The sequence below is a fragment of the Azomonas agilis genome (assembly GCF_007830255.1).
Taxonomy (GTDB): Bacteria; Pseudomonadota; Gammaproteobacteria; order Pseudomonadales; family Pseudomonadaceae; genus Azomonas; species Azomonas agilis.
The window spans coordinates 1-17505 of the sequence record NZ_VLKG01000019.1 but is presented as its reverse complement, the minus strand read 5'-3'; the positions used below and the strand labels follow the sequence as shown (position 1 = coordinate 17505).

Annotated in this window: 19 protein-coding genes; 3 read left to right on the top strand and 16 right to left on the bottom strand. The window is 49.9% G+C overall.

Features of this window, described 5'->3' with window-relative positions; genetic code table 11:
- The 14 genes from LX59_RS15455 to speE form a co-directional block, all read right to left on the bottom strand.
- Positions 1–302, bottom strand: a 302-nt coding sequence (locus tag LX59_RS15455) for a hypothetical protein (protein WP_144573318.1), incomplete at its 3' end; no start/stop codon positions are given.
- Positions 299–805, bottom strand: coding sequence for a glycoside hydrolase family protein (locus LX59_RS15450; RefSeq protein WP_144573366.1), 507 nt, complete (start codon positions 803–805; stop codon positions 299–301). The genes LX59_RS15450 and LX59_RS15455, both read right to left, overlap by 4 nt.
- Positions 802–1053 (bottom strand): HP1 family phage holin, encoded by a 252-nt coding sequence (locus LX59_RS15445; protein WP_144573365.1) that lies wholly within the window; start codon positions 1051–1053, stop codon positions 802–804. Before LX59_RS15445 ends, LX59_RS15450 begins: the two co-directional genes overlap by 4 nt.
- Positions 1054–1336: 283 nt before the next feature.
- Positions 1337–2107 (bottom strand): hypothetical protein, encoded by a 771-nt coding sequence (locus tag LX59_RS15440; RefSeq protein WP_144573364.1) that lies wholly within the window; start codon positions 2105–2107, stop codon positions 1337–1339.
- Between the two features lie 7 nt (positions 2108–2114).
- The gene (locus LX59_RS15435) at positions 2115–2480 is read right to left on the bottom strand and encodes a hypothetical protein (protein WP_144573363.1); all 366 of its coding nucleotides are present in this window, start codon (positions 2478–2480) and stop codon (positions 2115–2117) included.
- The gene (locus LX59_RS15430; RefSeq protein ID WP_144573362.1) at positions 2432–2695 is read right to left on the bottom strand and encodes an addiction module antidote protein; all 264 of its coding nucleotides are present in this window, start codon (positions 2693–2695) and stop codon (positions 2432–2434) included. The genes LX59_RS15435 and LX59_RS15430 overlap by 49 nt, the downstream gene beginning before the upstream one ends.
- A 262-nt stretch (positions 2696–2957) precedes the next feature.
- Positions 2958–3566 (bottom strand): recombination mediator RecR, encoded by a 609-nt coding sequence (recR, locus tag LX59_RS15420; RefSeq protein ID WP_144573361.1) that lies wholly within the window; start codon positions 3564–3566, stop codon positions 2958–2960.
- A gap of 31 nt (positions 3567–3597) precedes the next feature.
- The gene (locus LX59_RS15415; protein WP_144573360.1) at positions 3598–3924 is read right to left on the bottom strand and encodes a YbaB/EbfC family nucleoid-associated protein; all 327 of its coding nucleotides are present in this window, start codon (positions 3922–3924) and stop codon (positions 3598–3600) included.
- Between the two features lie 23 nt (positions 3925–3947).
- On the bottom strand, positions 3948–5774 hold the full coding sequence (gene dnaX, locus LX59_RS15410; RefSeq protein ID WP_144573359.1) for a DNA polymerase III subunit gamma/tau: 1827 nt from the start codon (positions 5772–5774) through the stop codon (positions 3948–3950).
- Between the two features lie 40 nt (positions 5775–5814).
- Positions 5815–6993 carry a 4-phosphoerythronate dehydrogenase PdxB gene (gene pdxB, locus LX59_RS15405; RefSeq protein WP_144573358.1) on the bottom strand — a complete coding sequence of 393 codons (1179 nt, stop codon included), beginning with the start codon at positions 6991–6993 and terminating at the stop codon, positions 5815–5817.
- Positions 6994–6995: 2 nt separating this feature from the next.
- The gene (locus LX59_RS15400; RefSeq protein ID WP_144573357.1) at positions 6996–7727 is read right to left on the bottom strand and encodes a proteasome-type protease; all 732 of its coding nucleotides are present in this window, start codon (positions 7725–7727) and stop codon (positions 6996–6998) included.
- Positions 7728–7754: 27 nt separating this feature from the next.
- Positions 7755–8702 (bottom strand): alpha-E domain-containing protein, encoded by a 948-nt coding sequence (locus tag LX59_RS15395; RefSeq protein ID WP_144573356.1) that lies wholly within the window; start codon positions 8700–8702, stop codon positions 7755–7757.
- Positions 8702–10117, bottom strand: a complete 1416-nt coding sequence (locus LX59_RS15390; protein ID WP_144573355.1) for a circularly permuted type 2 ATP-grasp protein — start codon at positions 10115–10117, stop codon at positions 8702–8704. Before LX59_RS15390 ends, LX59_RS15395 begins: the two co-directional genes overlap by 1 nt.
- Positions 10118–10247: 130 nt before the next feature.
- Positions 10248–11099, bottom strand: coding sequence for a polyamine aminopropyltransferase (gene speE, locus LX59_RS15385; protein ID WP_144573354.1), 852 nt, complete (start codon positions 11097–11099; stop codon positions 10248–10250).
- Positions 11100–11216: 117 nt separating this feature from the next.
- Here speE and LX59_RS15380 point away from each other — a divergent pair, with 117 nt between their 5' ends.
- Entirely contained in the window at positions 11217–12101 is an 885-nt protein-coding gene (locus LX59_RS15380; RefSeq protein ID WP_144573353.1) for a DMT family transporter, read from the top strand.
- Here the strand turns inward: LX59_RS15380 and LX59_RS15375 are convergent.
- A complete protein-coding gene (locus LX59_RS15375) occupies positions 12038–13045 on the bottom strand; it encodes a site-specific integrase (protein ID WP_144573352.1) in 1008 nt (335 codons plus the stop codon). The two genes, LX59_RS15380 and LX59_RS15375, sit on opposite strands and share 64 nt — an antisense overlap.
- Before the next feature lie 162 nt (positions 13046–13207).
- On the opposite strand from LX59_RS15375, the gene LX59_RS15370 reads away from it, so the two are divergent.
- Complete coding sequence (locus LX59_RS15370) at positions 13208–14251, top strand: DNA-binding protein (protein ID WP_144573351.1); 1044 nt, start codon at positions 13208–13210, stop codon at positions 14249–14251.
- A 10-nt stretch (positions 14252–14261) separates the two neighbouring features.
- On the opposite strand, the gene phaP is transcribed toward LX59_RS15370, so the two are convergent.
- A complete protein-coding gene (phaP, locus tag LX59_RS15365; protein WP_144573350.1) occupies positions 14262–14819 on the bottom strand; it encodes a TIGR01841 family phasin in 558 nt (185 codons plus the stop codon).
- 277 nt (positions 14820–15096) lie between these two features.
- Here phaP and LX59_RS15360 point away from each other — a divergent pair.
- The coding region (locus LX59_RS15360) for a DUF3141 domain-containing protein (RefSeq protein ID WP_211354878.1) at positions 15097–17505 on the top strand (2409 nt) is incomplete at its 3' end.

The following is a 17505-nucleotide window of genomic DNA, read 5'->3' as shown; positions in this document are numbered from 1 at the left end:
GCGCGGGCGGTATTGAGCTGCTGCATCCAGCTAGCAGGAATCCGGCAATCAGCAGGCATAGGCTCTTTGGTAATTTCATGGCGAGTTTTCTGATAAATCGTGGTGTTGGTGACGCGGATTTGGCTAATGGCAGCCAGCGTCTTATCCGTGATCTCAGCAATGAGCTGGCGGTCGTGCGCTTGCTGCTCCAGTTGGTGACGCAAAGCTAAGGCGGCATCGCTCTCCACCTTCCAGCTTTTAAGCGTCCAGCCTGCCCCCACAAGGGCCAACGCCACAGAGAGATACAAGCCAAGACGCATCATGGCTGAGCGCTCAAACAGGTTTTATGCCGCTCAAGCTGGCGTGTCCAAACACCGGCACAGCGTTTGTTTCCGGGTGTGGAGCAGTCGTAGCCGCCGGAGTATTTGTACAGCAGCAGTGCATCACAGGCGGCTCGGTAGTTACCCGCCTGTAACCCTTTACGCATACTGGATTTATTCCACGCCCCTATGCCGTACTGGTACACCCAATCCATATAGAGGTCGTATTCGGCTTGGAATAACGCCACCTCGGGTAAGGACTTACGAAACAGTGCTTCCTCTTGGCTGATATGGGCCTGAGCTTTAATCAAAGCCCGCACCGGCGTGGTGGTATCCCCCAGCTTTACTGGCTGTCCGCTTTCGTGGAAGGTGCTGCCAAAACCCACCGTAGGCCGGTCGTTTTGAGTCGGGATAACAGCCTTGTCGGTATAGCCTTCGTCTTGTAGCAACCCGACAAAGGCCATTGCTGAGAGTGATAGGCTCGCTGCTAAGATCCGGGCCTTCATGGAGATACCTCCCCTTTTAGCTGCTGCTTTTTAAGGTCATGCAGCTCCTGTTCCCGTTGATCTCTGCGTAGCTTGAAGTAGTAGTCCTGACGACTGCACCGCCACCGAAAGTAATGGTTGACCAGATAGGTACCAATGGCCGTTAAGATGCCGATTAATATCCCCCAGTCGGTCAGAGTCATCGCGGATAGGATTGATAAAGCGCCACCCCCATAGCTAAGGGTTGAAGGTAGTTTTTCGGGAAGCATAACCACTCCATCTGAGTCTCAAGAATGGCGTTATCCTGAAACAAGACAGAGTGGGGTTTTGGCGCAGGTTTCCCATTAGCGTCCGGCGAGTAGTTTTCCAAGGCCATGCACCTGTTTGGACAGATTATCCAGCCGTCCTAAAACGAGGTTATGGGCCTTCAACTCGTAGTCACGGGCCTGCTTCCAGCTCTTGAATGCCTTGGATTCAAACAGGGCTGCGATTTCAGAGGGCGGCCAGTCGCGGCATGACTGACCACAAAATAGCGACAGCTCCAGGGTTTGTTCACGCAGCTGTTCCGAATAACTGCGTCGTGTCTTCGCGCAGGGCCAAGGAAAAAGGAAATCGCGCCGGAGGTAAGTCCGGCACCTCCATACTGACGGGTAAAAAGGCCAGCCCCTCGTGACCAAAGGACAGCTTAAAGATATGGTTCTGCTGTTCCGTACCCTGAAAGAACGCGCCCGCTAGGGCCATAAATTCGGACTCAGGCAGTTGGAGCAGTGCGGTGGCCCGCTCGGTCATCTGTTGGTCAATCTGGGAGTCCAATGGGTCGGGGTCTATCAGGGGCTCTTGATCGCCCTGAACCAACTGAGCCGCCATCGCTCCGATCATCCAGCCGGCGCGGTTGGGTTTGAGTTCACCCGCTTCAATCAGGCGCTCAATGGACTCAGCAAGAAAGCCCAACAAGGGGTACATGCGCCACGTTTTGCCGTCCAAGGAGCCCAGCGTAATCGGTGCCGGCGGAGTGCCGATCTGCTCCATCAGATAGTGCGAGTACCGCCCCCGCCCAATAGCAAAATCATCGCCGATGACGTGGGCCAAATAGTGGGCAATCACCAAGGCGCGTTCTTGTACCGTCCACAGCCTTGGATCAATCACCTGACCGGCTTTAATCGGGCTGTCTTGAGGGTTAATGATACGCTTGAGCAATGCAGCGGCCCCGCGTTCTGCGTGCTGCTGAATGGGTAATTGGCACAGGTAAATCGCGTCATAAGCCGTTAGCTCATGCAGTTCTACCTGAAGCCTTGGGGTTCGCACGGGAGAAAAGTAGATCATGGAAGCCTCAAGTGAGTGCGGCAAAGGTATCCCATTGCACAAAGGTCATTTGCAGTTTTTGGAGCTGGTCTTCGCGGCGGCTCAGTTCGTAATCAATACTACCGGGGCGCATCAAGTAGGTATCGGAATAGGCGGCGCTGGCCACTTGAATCTCATCACTGAAAAAAGCGTGCATCACCCTGACGCGAAACAAGTATTCAGGCGGTAAGCCAAAGGTGCCGTCTTTGTGGCACATACGGTTATGGCGGTCTTTGAACCAGCGCTTTAGGGAGCCGTAGCTGTCATCCAGCGTGGTCACACGCAGTTCGTGCCGGTTGGAGTTGGTCACCAGATCAAAGGAGCCGCAGCCAATCTCGACGGCATTCCCCGCCACATTGCGTGGGCTACCTTCATCACGGTGGCAAAGCTGGGATTTCCTTCGCCAGAGAGCGCCTTATACAGACCTTCGCGCATCATGCCGGTGTCACGGGCAAGCTGGCTCATATTACGAGCGCGTGCTACATCACCAAGGGCCGCAGCAATCAGAGCGGGATCACCTTCTTCCATGATGGCCTCAAGGTACAGGGTGATTTCTTCTTCAGTGCGTATAGGCTGGCTTTGCTGTGATTAGGCGATCTACTATCCATCAGTAGCAGCTCTGCCTCCCTCTGGGTTGCCCACGCAGATGCTTGGGCTTTAGTTGGAAAAGTGGTTGAATCCCTTGTTCCATTCTTGCAAACCTCTACCCTACATCCGCCACTCCGCTTTCTATAACTAGCCATCAAATGAAATCCTGTGTCATGGCGTAAACGCTAGCACGAACTTGTTATTAATTGGCGGAGCTTGTCATTGAATAGAAATAGCAAAAACCTTAATTGGCGGGACTTATAAGAGGTCTGCGCCCTGCCAAAGCATGGGCAAGTGTCCCACCATCAACCAACTCCAACTCCCCCCCCAAGGGAACACCGTGGGCAATACGGCTTAATACAAGTGGCAGGGTGCTGAGTTGTTGTGCAATGTAATGAGCTGTAGCCTCTCCCTCCACGGTAGGATTAGTGGCTAAAATCACTTCACGAACCCCGGGCTCTTGAGCGCGAGTGAGGAGCTGAGGAAGACCAATATCTTCTGGACCAATGCCGTCTAAGGGGGATAGATGACCATGCAGCACAAAATATCGCCCCTGATAGCCGGTTTGTTCAATGGCAAATACGTCCATAGGGCTTTGTACTATGCAGAGTAAGCTATCGTCACGCTGGGCATTTCGACACTGAGCACAGGTAGGCTCCTCACTCAGTGTTTGGCATCGTTGGCAATAGCCTACGCGCTCCATGGCCTGCAACAGCGTTTGAGCTAACTGTATTCCTCCGGGGCGATTACGCTCTAATAAATGCAGCGCCATCCGTTGTGCTGTTTTTTGCCCAACTCCCGGCAGTACACGCAAAGCATCCATTAATTGACGTACCAAGGGGGAGAAGGACATAGGAGTATTCGCACCTATAAACGAAAACACATTAGAAAGGTAACTTAAAGCCTGGGGGGAGTTGCATTCCAGATGTCATGCTAGCCATTTTGCTTTGGCTGTTTTGCTCAATTTTACGTACGGCATCATTAACTGCTGCTGCAATTAGGTCTTCTAAGACTTCTTTGTCTTCTTGTAACAGACTTTCATCCAAGGTGACGCGCTTAACATCGTGACGACCGGTCATAACAATACTGACCAAACCGGCACCAGATTGCCCAGTCACCTCAGCATTAGCTAGTTCTTCTTGCATTTTCTGCATTTTTTCTTGCATCTGTTGCGCCTGCTTCATCAGGCCAGCCATGCCACCTTTCATCATGGGATTTGTCTCCATCGCCGTTTTTAATGGGGTAAGGGTTTAATGCTGTGCTCGCGTATTACTGCAGAAAATCGAGATACTAGTTGTTGTACCACAGAGTCTGCCAAGAGAGACTCTTTAGCCTGTCGTTGCCGTTCACGTTGAATGCGCGCATTAGCCTGAGCGGGTGTTTCCTGCTGAGGAAGGCTTATCTGTATCTCCAAAACAATGTTCTTTCCACAGTAGGCGCTTAGCACATTATTTAAGCGCTCTTGTTGCGTACTATTAAATAATGCGCTTTGCCTTGGGTCTAGCTGCAAGACCCAGCGATGCTCTTCTTGAGCTACCAGAGTACAGTGTGAGGCAATATTCTGCGTCAAACCTGACAGCCCCAGTTGAGGTAGCAATTGAATCCAGTCAGCCGCCAAGCCTGTGGCCAGAGGTCTCTCTGCTTCAATTGATCCGTCTATCTCGAAGCTTTGGGAGCTATTGGGAGACTCAATGTCGAGTTCTACAGGGACGTAGTCAAAGCTATCTTCCGTATCCTCTTCCCGAAAGTAATTATCCTCAAAGTTCGCCACTGAAGAGACTTCAATGGATACATTTTCTTTTGGGTCAGGAACAACGGCAGGAACTGTTGGCGCTTCTACAGGAGTACTTACGATTATAGGAATCTCAGCCGCAGAAATAGCCTTAGCCTGAGGTTCCACAGGGATCGAAGGTATAAGCTCATTGGCTTTTGTTTCTGTCAGCAGTGGTGTGTCTGGCACGGATAAGTCGTGCATTGAGGCGGGCCTAAAGGCCAACATGCGCAGCAAAACCATCTCAAAACCGCTGCGTAAATCAGGGGCTAAAGGCAAATCCCGACGGCCTATCAAGCCCACCTGATAATAGAATTGCACATCCTCTCCAGAAAGGCTTTGTGCTAAGGACATAACGCGAGAACGATCCCCTTGGGTATTATCCAAGGCTTCAGGAACTGTTTGGGCTATGGCTACACGGTGTAGTAGATTCAAGAGCTCAGCGAGTACTGTGGGCCAATCCGGCCCTAATTCGGCCAATTGTTGAATATGTTGCAATACAGTCTGTGCCCTACCCTGTGTTAAAGCCTGCAGCAAGTCGAAGATCAGCCCGTGATCTAAGGTACCCAACATGGCCTGTACGTCCGTAACTGAGATCTTACCTTCACCATAGGCAATGGCTTGATCTGTGAGCGTTAACGCGTCGCGCACCGAACCTTCTGCGGCACGACCTAAAAGCCACAAAGCTTCTGGCTCAAAGGGAACTTGCTCGGCCGTCAAAACAGTGTCTAGGTGCTGTACGATTCGCTCTGGAGAAAGGCTTTTCAGCGCAAACTGTAAACAACGTGAAAGTACGGTGATGGGTAGTTTTTGTGGATCGGTGGTTGCTAATAAAAATTTAACGTGGGGCGGTGGCTCTTCCAGCGTTTTCAGCAACGCATTAAAAGAGTGCGTGGACAACATATGCACTTCGTCAATCAAGTACACCTTGTAACGGCCCAGCGTGGGCGCGTATTGAACGTTATCCAGTAATTCGCGAGTATCTTCAACTTTGGTACGGCTGGCGGCATCCACTTCGATAAGGTCAACAAAGCGGCCTTCGTCAATAGATCGACACGCCGAGCATTGACCACAGGGCGTAGCACTGACACCCTGTTCACAGTTCAAGCATTTGGCAATGATGCGCGCTAAGGTGGTTTTTCCTACGCCGCGTGTCCCTGTAAACAGATAAGCGTGGTGCAGACGTTGCTGGTTGAGGGCGTTAATTAAGGCTTTAAGTACATGCCCCTGCCCAACCATTTCTGCAAAGGATCGAGGTCGCCACTTACGCGCTAATACTTGATAGTTCATGCCAGTCCGGTCACTTTCTTTACTTTGCCTCAAAACCCAGTCAGTGATTGGGTGAAGCGAGTGCAGTTTGGCACAGATGAACCCCTAGAGCATCTAGTACGCGCTTTAATTCGGGTTTTTCTTGTTCAAGGCGGGCATGGAGGCCGTCAATTTCTCGACGTATAGGATAGTGCTTGCGTAAGGCATCAAAATGCGCTGGTTGCTCGCAGGTGTCCACGTTTAACAAGGCTCTCCGAAAGTCAGCATCATCACGGCGCGGGTCGTAAACCGCACGGCATAATGTGCTGAGTAATTCGTTAGGAGTCACCTGCGCGCTAAAGTCGATACAGCGTACAGTCGGCGCTGGGATTAAATCGGCAAGATTGACCTTGGACGCAATAGCATGCTGTGTACAGAACGCCTGATAAATCTGAGCGGTGCCGCGTAATTTACCTTCTAGGCTGTAACCGGCAATGTGAGGCGTTGCAATCTGAACGTATCGGGCTAAATCCCGGTCGATTTGTGGCTCATGCTCCCATACGTCTAATACGACCTGCAGATCAGCACGCTGGTGCTGCACTAAATCACAGAGTGCCGCATTGTCGATTACGGCCCCTCGGCTAGCGTTAATTAGCCAAGTGTCTGGGCGTAGAGCTTGTAAACAAGCATGATCGAATAAATGCCATGTAGGATGATCGCCCTGTCGTGTCAGTGGGGTGTGCAAGCTAATCACGTCACAGTCGGCAAGCAGTTGCTCCAGAGAAACAAAATCACCTTCGGGCTCTTGGGCCTGCCGGATAGGATCACACACCAAAACGGGCCAGCCTAATCCCTTGAGTACCTTAGCCAGCCGCCCTCCTACCTGTCCTGCACCTACGATGCCATAGGTACGCGAAGACAGTGTCTGTCCCGTGCGTTCGGAAAGAGTTAGTAGGCTACCCAGTACATAATCCACCACCCCTCGCGCATTACAACCGGGCGCAGAAGCCCAAGGGATTCTGGCTTGCTGCAAGTAGTCTAAATCTAAGTGATCGGTACCAATGGTACAGGTACCCACAAAGCGCACGGGCGTACCCGCCAATAAACCTTGGTTCACAGGGGTGACTGAGCGCACCAACAACACGTCAATGTCTTGGAGTTGCGCTGTACACAAACTGCGTCCGGGAACACGTTGTATAGAACCCAAGTCTCCAAAAAATTCGGCTACGAGGGGAATATTTTCGTCGGCTAAAATACGCATGATTACTGTAAAAAATGCTCGGGAGATGTGGGCATCGACTCCAATAATTGGCGGAGCCCTTGACTCCAACGCTCTCGAACTTCCGCAAAGTAGGGATCATCCTCTCGAATCCGAACGCCCTTAGGAATGTTGAGGCTATCGGTGCGATAGACCAGAACATCCAAGGGCATACCTACGGATAAATTGCTGCGGATTGTGGAATCAAAGGAAACTAATGCTCCACGTAGAGCCTGTTCTAAGTTCAAGTCGTATTTTAAGGCACGATCTAAAATAGGCTTGCCGTACTTACTTTCGCCAATTTGGAAATAAGGCGTGTCTTGGGTGGCTTGGATGAAGTTACCCTGAGGGTAAATATTAAACAGCGCAGGAGGCTCACCGTTAATTTGCCCGCCGAGTAAAAATGAGCAACTCATATCAATGCCTGATTTGGCACTTTCAGCGTCATATTGAGCGACTTCTCGCACGGTTTGCCCCACCAAACGCGCGACCTCAAATAAGGTCGGTACGTTTAGCAAATGGGGCTCAGAGCCAAACAGACGTTGTCGCAATAGGCTAATGATGGATTGAGAGGTAGCTAGATTGCCTGCCGTTTGCAGCACAATGACCCGTTCCCCCGGTGTACCAAAGGTATAGAGTTTGCGAAAGGTAGCAATATGATCAATACCTGCATTGGTACGAGAGTCAGAGACAAACACCAATCCTTCGGCCAGATTCATCGCAACGCAATAGGTCATTGTACAAGCTCCTAGGTATGAATGGGTTTAAGCCACCTCAAGATAAGCACTGTGAATAGCATCACCCAATTCTTGTAGCTGCTCGATGGATTCGGTAATCCAATCGTGTAATCCATGTTCAAAGACTTCGTCGATTACTGTGTAGCGCACCCGAGCGTCTAACTCAGCTGCTAAGCGCTTTGCAGGCCGACCATTGTCGCCTGGTAAGCTGGCCAGAATACCTTGCAGCTCTTCTAAGCAGGAGGATAAAGAGCGCGGCAGTTCGGATCGCAGTAATAGTAGCTCGGCTACTTTACGAGCACGTGGCGAACCCCGATACAGCTCGGCAAAAGCTTCAAAGGAAGACAGTGCCCGCAATAAAGCACTCCATTGGTAATACGCCCGTGCTGAACGGTCATCCGGATCTTCACGTTCACCCATAAGTTTGTAACGGGCATCCAGCAGGCGCAGTGTATTATCTGCACGCTCTAGAAAGGTTCCAATACGAATAAAGCTGTAGGCATCGCTACGCAATACAGTGCCAATAGTCGCGCCTCGAAATAAGTGGGAGCGATCTTTGACCCATTCGCAGAAGCGGCTAATCCCGTAATGGGGTAAGCCCTTGTCTGCGATTACTAGCATTTCCAACCAAGTGGCGTTGATGTTTTCCCAAATATCCGCCGTGATGCGTCCGCGCACGGCATGGGCATTACTACGGGCACTGGCAAGGCAGTTGTACAAACTGGCAGGGTTTTCTGCGTCCAAGGCAAAGAAATGCAGCATGCGGTCTGCATTTAAGCGGCCATGTCGTTTGAGGTAATCGTCTAGCGTGCCAGTAATCAATAAGGGCATTGCTAGTTCATCTAAGCCATTTCCACTGCCGTCTTGTGGCATGAGCGACAGGGAATAACTCACATCCAGCATCCGTGCTAGGTTTTCTGCTCGTTCTAAATAACGAGCCATCCAATAGAGGTCACCCGCTGTACGACTTAGCATTACTCACAATCCTCGACAATCCAAGTGTCTTTAGTACCGCCACCCTGAGACGAGTTCACCACTAAAGAGCCTTCGCGCAGGGCCACACGGGTTAAACCACCGGGTACCAAACGCGTTTCCATGCCACTGAGTACAAAGGGACGTAAATCAATATGGCGTGAAGGGTTTTTGCCTTCAATGAAGGTGGGGCAAGTAGACAGACTTAAGGTAGGTTGAGCAATGTAGGCGGCAGGGTTTGCTTTAAGCCGCTCACGAAAGGCCTCAATCTCAGCTTTAGTGGCTGCTGGGCCAACCAGCATTCCGTAACCACCAGAGCCCTGAGTTTCCTTAACAACTAATTCGGGCAGATGGGCCAGTACATGGGATAGATCTTCGGGTTTACGGCACTGCCATGTGGGAACGTTGCTCAGAATAGGTTCTTCGCTCAGATAGAAGCGAATCATATCGGGGACGAAGGGATAGATGGACTTATCATCAGCAACTCCCGTTCCTACGGCGTTGGCCAGCACTACATTGCCGCTGCGATAAGCACCCAGTAGCCCTCGAACACCCAATACTGAGTCTTTACGGAACGCGGAAGGATCTAGGAAGGCATCGTCTAAACGGCGGTAAATCACGTCGACCTGTTTAGCCCCGGCAGTGGTACGCATGTAGACCTTTTCGTCACGGACAAACAGATCTGCACCTTCAACCAGCTCTACACCCATCTCACGTGCTAAGAAGGCGTGTTCAAAGTAAGCACTGTTGTAACGACCAGGAGTCATAACTACAACACAGGGATTGTCTAAGGGACAGGCGCTTTTTAGCGTCTCTAACAACATATTGGGATAGTGGTTGATGGGCGCGATACGCTGCATAGCAAACAGCTCTGGAAATAGGCGCATCATCATTTTGCGGTCTTCTAGCATATAGCTGACACCGCTAGGGGTACGCAGGTTGTCTTCTAAGACGTAGAAGGTTCCATCACCATCGCGGACGAGATCTACGCCTGCGATGTGGGCATAGACGTTGCGGTATAGGTCAAGCCCCTGCATGACCTTCTGATAACATTCGTTGGCCAGTACCTGTTCGGAGGGAATTAACCCTTCCTTAAGGATACGCTGCTCGTGATAGATGTCATTTAAAAACAGGTTTAGTGCTTTAACGCGCTGAGTACAGCCAGCCTCAATGACTTTCCACTCACTTAGCGGCATGCTGCGTGGAATGGTGTCAAAGGGAATCAGCCGCTCCGTCCCCTGAGCATCGCCATACAGCGTGAAGGTGATGCCCGCACGGTGAAAGAGTAAGTCTGCTTCACGCCGGCGTTGGGCTAGAACGTCAGAAGGTGTTTCTAAAAGCCAGCGCTCAAACCCCTGATAATGCGGTCGGCAGTTGCCATTTGCGTCATACATTTCATCATAAAAACTGCGACTCATCACCACTCCTTGTCCTACCCCTCGAAGAGTCTATGGGAGGCGGTACAGATTCATAACTGGGGCTTGTTTTTTATTTAGGGCTAGCATGGCACGAGCGCCCTATTGCTTGCATCTGGTATCCGTTAAAAATTTAGGCTTTTCCTACTGCTTCAAGTACGTATTGAGGTAATGCAAAGGCTCCTGCATGCAGTTCAGGCGTGTAATAACGGGTTTTAATGTCACTCTGAATAAAACGCTGGCGCAAAACTTCAGCACTGAGTTGACGGTACTGGCTATGCTCAGCGCCCCAAGCAAAGGTCATTACCCCGCCAATGTAAGTGGGTACTGCCGTTTGGTAAAAATGCCAATCACCAAACAGATCTCGCATACGTTGGGCGGTGTTTTTCACCTCCTCCAATTGCATGAAGGGAGTGCCGTTTTGAGCTACCATCATGCCTCCTTTATTCAGGATACGATGACAGGCTTGATAGAAGCTTTCAGAGAACAAAACCTCGCCCGGCCCGATGGGATCGGTGGAGTCGGAGATGATCACGTCAAAACGCTCTTGGGTCGTACTGACAAAGAGCATGCCGTCATCAATCACTAGATTCAGTCGTGGATCTGAAAAAGCGCCATCGGAATGCGCTGGTAGAAAGGTTTTGCACATTTCCACCACGGTGCCATCAATTTCCACCATAGTGATGTGTTCCACCTCAGGATGACGGGCCACTTCGCGCAGAATGCCACCATCGCCGCCACCAATAATGAGCACACGTTTGGCTTGACCGTGAGCAAATAAAGGAACATGGGTCAGCATTTCGTGGTAGATAAACTCGTCGGCTTCCGTGGTTTGGATGACACCGTCTAAAGCCATCACACGCCCCATACGCTCGTTCTCGAAAATCACCAGATGCTGGTGCTCAGTTCGAACCTCATGCAGTAAGCGTTCAATGCGAAAGCGTTGACCATAGCCCGAATAAAGTGTTTCCTGATATTCAATCATGGGAAGCCTCTGTGGTTAAGTAAAAAGATCCATTGTACGGCTGTAGTCGTTATTGTGAATGGTTCCGTTATACAAGATCTGAATTCTATCTCCCCCTTGCATGAGCCTAGATTCACTATGCTGTGGATTCCCTTCACCCTCTGTGCTGCGTTCACTCAAGCCTTACGCAATGCACAACAAAAACAACTCAGTGTCGAGGTCAACGCACTGGGCGTTACCCTCGCCCGCTTCATCTGGGCGTTGCCCTTGGCGCTGATTTATCTGTGGGGGTTGTATCAGGTGCAGCCTACAGAGCTTCCGCATTTTAGTGGGCATTTTATGTTAAGTGCGGTGGGCGCTGCCTTAGCCCAAATTGTTGCAACAGCTCTGATGGTGATGCTGTTCCAACGGCGCAGTTATGCAACTGGAGTCGGTTTAGCCAAAAGCGAAGCCTTGTTAGCGGCTTTGCTAGGGGTGGCATTTTTCGGGGTGGTGCTAGGGCCTATTGGATGGTTCGGGATTTTAGTGGGCTCTGTGGCCGTTTGGTTAATGCGTGGCCAAGGCAACACCGAATCCCTAGAGCTTTCAACTCTATTGATTGGTTTAGCCAGTGGCTTATGTTTTGCGCTGACTACCCTTTGGGTTCGATATGCCTGTCATCAACTGCAGCTCCCGTTTATGCATACTGCGGCTTGGGTCCTGGTGTGGACGATTGGAATACAGGTCTTGGTTCTCGTGGCTTGGCTATTATGGCGTGATCCGGGAACGCTGGTTAAACTCTGGAAACGCCCTTCGTTGGTATTTCGTATCAGCCTAAGCAGTTCTTTGGCTTCTCTGTGCTGGTTTACCGCGGTGAATTTAGAGGATGTGGCGCTGGTCAAAACCCTAGGGCAAATCGAGGTGCTGTTTACACTCATGCTTTCCCATCATTGGCTGAGGGAACGGGTTTCTCGGCGGGATCAACTGGGCCTAGTATTAATATTACTCAGTGCGATTTTAGTAGTCTTACCCTCGTTAATCTGATGGCTTTCTGCACCAGAAAAACCTTTGGGGTTAAGCGCTAAGTTCCCAAAGGAACCTTCGGGATTAATGTAGCGCATGGCCGACTTAAGATCCTTCCAGCCCACGTACTGCATCAGAGCTTTGATATCCCAACCCTGAGCATTGGCCCAACAGGCAAAGCCGCGGCGCAGGGAGTGGCTGGAATAGGAGGCTTGCTCCACGAGGCCTGTTTTTTGTGCGATGCGGGTTAAAATCCCCGTTAAGCTAGCAGGATGTAAAGCTTCTGCCCCAATGTCTCCCCAGCGATTAATGGAGCGAAACACTGCGCCCTGCTCCAATCCCGAGCAGTTTAGCCAATCCAAGTAGGCTGATACCGGACACAAATATTTAAGCGCAGGCGCATAATAATCCGTACCCAAGTTATGACGATCACCTTTGGAATAAGGCAGGTAAATCTGCATACCCTGCCCCAGATTTACTTTAATGTGCTCAATGCGTAAACGGCACAGCTCATCACTACGAAAACCCCGCCAAAATCCAATCAGCAGCAAGGCAATATCGCGTCGTAATACCTTGGCTTCCTCCGGCTTGCTGGTGCTGTAAATCTCTTGCCTCATCCACTGCACCATATGCTCTAAGTGCTGTATGGGCAGCGGTTTCGCCTGCTTGGTTTGTACAGGATGACTGGCGCGTATTCCTTTAATCACCTGCTTCACTAATGGACTTTTGGTGGGGTCAGGAAATCCTTGGCTAATGTGCCACTGAGCCAGAGCCGCCAAGCGCTGCTTGAGTGTATTGATAGAAAGCACCCCCGCATACTGGGCTAAGTAGCGAGCAATGCTATCGCTCGTAGCAGGTAAAAAACCGCCCCAGGTCACCTCAAAATGCTCAATCGCTGATTGATAACTACGCCTCGTGTTATCCCGCGTTCCTGCTTTTAGGTAGCGATCTACTTGGCTATCCATCTTTTTCCTTCCCAGATTTCTTGCGGCCTGCTTTAGCAGATTCACCCCATAAGGCTCAATAATACGTCATTATTTAATGTATTGAATTAGAAAAACAAACTAAAATTACCACAAAAAATATTACATATAAAAATATTACATAATATCAAAAAAGAGGACTTTATGGCCAGACACAGTCAGATTGATAAATCGCGCGTGCAACAAGCACGAACTCAGCTCATAGCGCGTGGAGAAAACCCCACTATTGATTTAATTCGTTTGGAATTGGGGAATGTGGGCTCCAAAACCACCATTCACCGTTATGTGAAGGAGCTTGAAGCTGAACATCAGGGACTAGAGCTAGAAAAACCCCAGCTCAGTGAAGAGTTAAATCATCTAATTCAAGCAGTTGCCGAGCGCTTAACTCAGGAAGCCCATGCTGCAGTAGCTGAAGATCGAGCGGCCTTGGCTCAGGAGCGCACCAAACATCAGGCTCAAATGAATCAAGCCACTCAACAAATAGAGCAGGAAAAAGCAGTCAATGAACAGCTCAGTAAGCAGCTAGAGATCCTTCAGCAGCGACACCAGACAGCGTTACAGCAACTGCAACAGACTGAGTTAGAGCGCACACAGCTTTACCAAGCCCATAAAGATGCTGAGATTCGCTTACAGGATCGAGATGCACAAATTCAGTCACTGGAGGACAAACATCAACATGCCCGTGAAGCCCTAGAGCATTATCGGCAAGCCAGCAAAGAACAGCGCGATCAAGAGCAGCGGCGGCATGAACGTATTGAGCAGCAACTACAGGTAGAAATTCGTCAGTTGCGGCAATCTCTGGTTGTCCAACAAAATGAACTCACTCAGCTAAACAGACATAATGAGCGGCTACAAGCAGAGTATCAGCAGGTACAGAGTCAATATAAAGACAGCCAAACCTCGGTACTTAAGCAGCAACAACAACTTGAGCTTGCCGAGCAGAAACGGCTGATGTTGGAAGGAGAACAACAGAAACTAAGGGCTCAACTGGAGTATGGACAACAGGAGCAACAACGTTTACTCACCGCACAAGAGAAACATCGAGTTTTATATACCGAGCAACTCATTAGTGAACGCACACAATATGCTTTATTACGTAATGAGTTAGAGCAAAACCAAGCGGCTTATTTAAAACTTCAACAACAGCTAGAACAACTACTGTCCTCCAAACCAGCAGGAGAACAGTAGTTAGATCGGATTACTTAGCGCCAGTCGTAGCCGCTTTAGCCGCTTGAGTGGCGGCATTGCTAGCAGCATTGATGCCATTTTCAGCAATTTCTGCGGCTTGTTTGGCTGCTTTTTGCGTGTTTTCGTACAGGGTGTTGGCACCATCCACTGCAGAACGGAAAGCAGCTACAACGGGCTCAGCACCTACAGGGGCATTTTTGGCAATTTCTTCAACAAAATCTTGGACTTGCTTACTACCTAGCTCAACATGCTGCTCAAACAGTTTGGCGATACCCGCCTGAGTGCTGGAAACAACATCGTACACTTGACGGTTAAAATCCAGTAGACGCTCCAGTTGAGCAGTAGGAGTTCCGATTGAGCCTTGTAAGTCAACAAAGCCTTCTGCATCACGCACAGCTAACAGTTTGCGCACATTTTCAAAGTGCTCATCTGTAACGCTACGCAGCGTGCTGAGTTGCAATTTGGCTAACTCGCCTGCACCCTCAAGCACTTGAGCACTTACTTTTTGCAGCAAATCCAAATTGGATTTTTGAGTATTTTGCAGCTTATCTGTGTCGTAAAAGGCCATCTGCTTATCTCCTGAATTAAAGATCGGATTGGCATGCTGGCCCGAATGCTAAGTAGGTCAGCTCGCTAGGTGTTCCGAATACTAGAGTCAAGCTTGGACGTTAGCAAATATTTTTTTGCAATGCAAAAATAATTTGCCAGTCCATTTTAATATCCGCTATAAACCAGCATCTGTGGTTCGTCGTTTGTCAGGCAAGCCACTATCGACTTAAACGCCATGCACTTCTTCCCGCAAATCTGATGCTTGGCGACAATCAAGCCAACCGAAGAGGATGACCATGAGCCAGGAAGCGTTTTTTGCAAAGCAGGAAGATCGCTTTGCTTCTTTTAGTAATCTTCTAAAGCATTTAACGAAGATCCAAGGAGTACAGCAAAATATCCTACTTTCAGGAATCAACCGGCGGCAAAAATCCGCACTGATTCCCATGCACGATTGCGGCTTACGCATCCCAAGTGCCCAAGATTGGCGCAGTTACCTGATTGATTTGGGGCAACGCCAAGTTCTATTCTGGGATGCCCTGCGCCAACGGGGTGATAACCTGCTGCACGACGCTCAGGCGGGATATCCTATTCAGCTTAAATTCACCTATGAAACGATTTTAGATGGTCGTACCCTGAGCAATCCGGTGAACTACAGCTTGCTGCATATTATTCCAACCGATACAGAGCAGCCCGTAAATAACAGTTTACCCCCTATTATTGTGATAGACCCTCGTGGTGGCCATAGCTCAGGCATTGGTGGCTTTAAGGAGGAATCAACTATTGGGGAAAGTGTTAGAGCAGGTCACCCTACTTATTTTATTGCCTTCAACCACGCCCCTGAACCAGGGCAAACCTTAGAAGATGTAACCCATGCTCTTGCGTATTTTATTGAACGGGTTACTCAGTTACATCCTGAAGTGGATAAACCCAATAAGCCAGTAATTATTGGTAATTGCCAAGCCGGTTGGGCTGCTATGGGCTTAGCAGCTATCCATCCTCAGCTACCAGGGCTGTTAATCATCAATGGAGCTCCGCTGTCCTACTGGGCTGGAGCCAATGGCCAAAACCCCATGCGCTATGCGGGGGGGTTACTCGGTGGTGCTTGGCTCACCCGTTTAAGCAGCGATTTAGGCAACGGACGTTTTGATGGGGCTTGGCTGGCTAGTAACTTTGAGCAATTAGATCCCGCCAACACCTATTGGGAAAAGTACTACCACCTATTCCGCCATATAGACACCGAATCCACTCGCTTTTTGGATTTTGAGCGGTGGTGGAGTAATCCTATACTGCTAAACAGTGAAGAAATTGAAACCATTGTTGATGATTTATTTATTGGTAATGAGTTGGCCAACTCGCCCCAGCGCTGCCGATGCAGCTCTGTGGATTTGCGCCACGTTGAAGCACCTATTGTTATTTTCTGCTCCGATGGAGACAACATCACCCCCCCGCAACAAGCCCTAAATTGGATTGCAGACCTCTACCCCACGGACTTAGCCCTACATGCGGCCAAACGAGTCATTATCTATTTAAGACACACCAGTGTTGGTCACTTGGGGTTATTTGTTTCCAGTCAGGTGGCACGTCGAGAACACCGGCAGATGATTGGAGTGATTGATGCTATCCGGGCGCTGCCACCAGGTTTATACGAACTTTTGGTAGATGATGATCCTAAAGATCATCACCATTATGACGGCTACAGTGTTCACTTTGAACCTCGCCATATTGCAGATATTCGTAATCTTAATACCGGTGCTGAAGACTCGATAAACGATGAGCGTGAATTTGAGTTAGTGGATCAAGTTTCAGAACTCAACAACTCCCTGTATGAATGGACTGTACGTCCCTGGTTACGTCAAGCCGTTAATGAGCCCAGTGCCCACATCATGCGTCACCTACACCCCTTCCGCCAAGAGCGTTTACTCTGGAGCAGTTTGAACCCAGTACTCTGGTGGCTTCCACAAACCGCGCAAAAAATCGCAGAAAAGCGTCAACCGCTTACACCGGCTAACCCTATACTCGTTTGGCAAGATCTGTACGCTAAAGCCTGGGAAGACACCTTAGACACTTGGCGAGACTGGCGCGATGCAGGCTATGAGCTTAGCTTTCACTCCTTTTACGGCTTTTTAAGCACTTGGACTGGAAGCAAAAAATTCGACCAACGAAAACCTTCTACCGCCACAGAACGGCCAGAAGACCAACAATTGATTGCGCAATTGCACGATGCCCTACCTAAAGGCGGCCGCATTGAAGCAACGATGCGTATTCTGCTGCTTCTAGCCCAAGCCAGCGGCAAACTAGACAAGGAAATGCTACAACGTGTCTTAGCAGATTTTCGCGCTGAAATTCACAATAACGCACAAACCTTGAGTGTCGAAAGCCTGCGCCAAACAGGTTACATCCAACATTTACTGGTGTTTGCTTACCCTCAAGAAAGCTTGCGCAACCTTCCCCTGCTACTGCCTGAGCTCAGTGAACGAGTCCGAGTAATGGAAGCTGTTCTGCATCAAGCACAATCAGATTGGCAAACCCATGAAGGTGTATTAGGAAACCTCTGGCGTACACTCTACACTGAACTGGAGTTGCCTATCCCAGACTTTGCACAAGAACTGAAAGCGACCGAAGCGACCGAAGCGACCGAAGCGACCGAAGCGACCGAAGCGACCGAAGCGACCGAAGCGACCGAAGCGACCGAAGCGACCGAAGCG